The following is a 1,762-nucleotide window of genomic DNA, read 5'->3' on the forward strand; positions in this document are numbered from 1 at the left end:
GGGACGGAGCCGACACCACTTCACCTTCGGACGGACGCCGTGAGCGTCCCACCAATCATCGGGTGGGACGCTCACGGATGACCCACCGTTCCACGTCAGCGGCCCGGAACGCACCCGGGATCGTCTCCGCAGCGGAACTCAGCGGCTCACTTGTCGAAGAAGAACGACACGAGTATGCGTATGACCGCGACGTTCGAGAGGACGATGAACCCCCACCCCACGACCAGGTGGATGCCGGCCGGCCCGTCCTCGGAGGAACTCACCGCCCTCATCCGCCCGGTCAGCACCGCGCCGGGCCGGCGACCCGGTCCATGTTGAGCGTCACCCGGTCCTCGGCCGGCTCCCCGTCCCGTCGGACGGCCACCCGGTACTCGCCCTGGAGTCCGCGCGGTATCGACACCGTGTAGACGGTGTGGAGCACGCCGTCGACCGTGACCTCGTACGCCCTCCGCGCCGGAAAGCTCCGTCCCTTGCACATGACCCGATCGACCGTCTCACCGCTGGACATCAGCATGACCGACCACTTCCCCTCGTAGTAGGCGGCGCCGATGAAGATTCCGACCCCCGGGTTCGGCCTCGCGGCGATGTCCGCGAGCGGAACGCACGGACCCGAGCCACGCGTTGATCCCGAACAGACCGCGCCGGTCCCCTCCGCCCGCCAGATCAGCTCCGGGCCGTACCCGCTGTCGTACCGGACCACCGTGGCCTCGCCACCGGCCGGAGCCCAGCCGTTCTCCTCGGCCAATCGCAGGATCCGCCGCCTCTCGACCTCCGAGAGCGTCGCCCCTTCCTCGCCGAGCGGCCACGCGACCTCGGCCGCCACCTCACCGGACGCGGCCCCCACCGACGCCTCTCCGTGCCCACCGCTCGCCCCGGTGCACGCACTGGCGCCACACAACAGCCCCACCAGAAGCGCCCGGAACACCACCGAACGTCCCACCACGCGAATCGCCTCCCCCACCGAAGACCGCTCTCCTGCTCATCCCTCTGCGCGCGTCAGGACCGCGCCATGCGGAAGCCCTGGCCCTTTTCCATCCACAGGTCCTTCCCGTTCCCCGTGGTCATCAGCCAGAACGTACACGTGCCTCCGTCCTCCTTCCGCCGCGCCTCCACGTAGATCCCCGGTCCTTCGTCACTGACGAAGGACTTCTTCCAGCTCCCCTCGATCTCCGTCGACCGCTCCCGCTCCTCCGCTCGGCTGCTGCACACGAACGCCGGCACCTGCGCCGACCCGAGCCGTCCTTCCGGCAGGAACTCCACGACCGCCGTCCCACCGCTCCACTGCCCGACCGGGTCCGGCGCCTCCAGCCAGTCAGCCTTGATCGTCTGCCACAGGCTCCACCCCGCCCACGCCAACGGGCTCAGGACGACCAGCCCTCCGAGCAGACTCCACACCACGATCCGCCGGTTCTTCACCCGCATCCCCTCCACTCATCGAAGAACACCGGTAGCACCCCATCCGGCTCACGGATGAGGCCCCCGGAGACAGGCCCGCTCGGGCCGCACCCGCCTCCACGAACTACACCCTCACGAAGGAGCGTTCCTCACCCCCGCGCGGCTGGGCACCCAGAGCGGGCACCCCCCTCCGCCAGCGGCCCGGGACGGAGCCGACACCACTTCACCTTCGGACGGACGCCGTGAGCGTCCCACCAATCATCGGATGGGACGCTCACGGATGACCCACCGTTCCACGGCAGCGGCCCGGTCGCGGCCCGCGCCGCTGATTCACCACCATGCGCTTCAGAAGGCCACCATCGGTGTC

2 protein-coding genes are annotated in these 1,762 nt (G+C 69.8%); both read right to left on the reverse strand.

Translation table 11 applies throughout. From position 1 onward, the window contains the following. Positions 1-280: 280 nt before the first annotated feature. Positions 281-844, reverse strand: coding sequence for a hypothetical protein (locus ACFU6K_RS38345; protein WP_380671194.1), 564 nt, complete (start codon positions 842-844; stop codon positions 281-283). 152 nt (positions 845-996) lie between these two features. Then, positions 997-1,422, reverse strand: a complete 426-nt coding sequence (locus ACFU6K_RS38350; RefSeq protein WP_380671196.1) for a hypothetical protein — start codon at positions 1,420-1,422, stop codon at positions 997-999. Positions 1,423-1,762: the final 340 nt, after the last annotated feature.

It is taken from the genome of Kitasatospora sp. NPDC057512 (assembly GCF_042802135.1).
Classification (GTDB): domain Bacteria; phylum Actinomycetota; class Actinomycetes; order Streptomycetales; family Streptomycetaceae; genus Kitasatospora.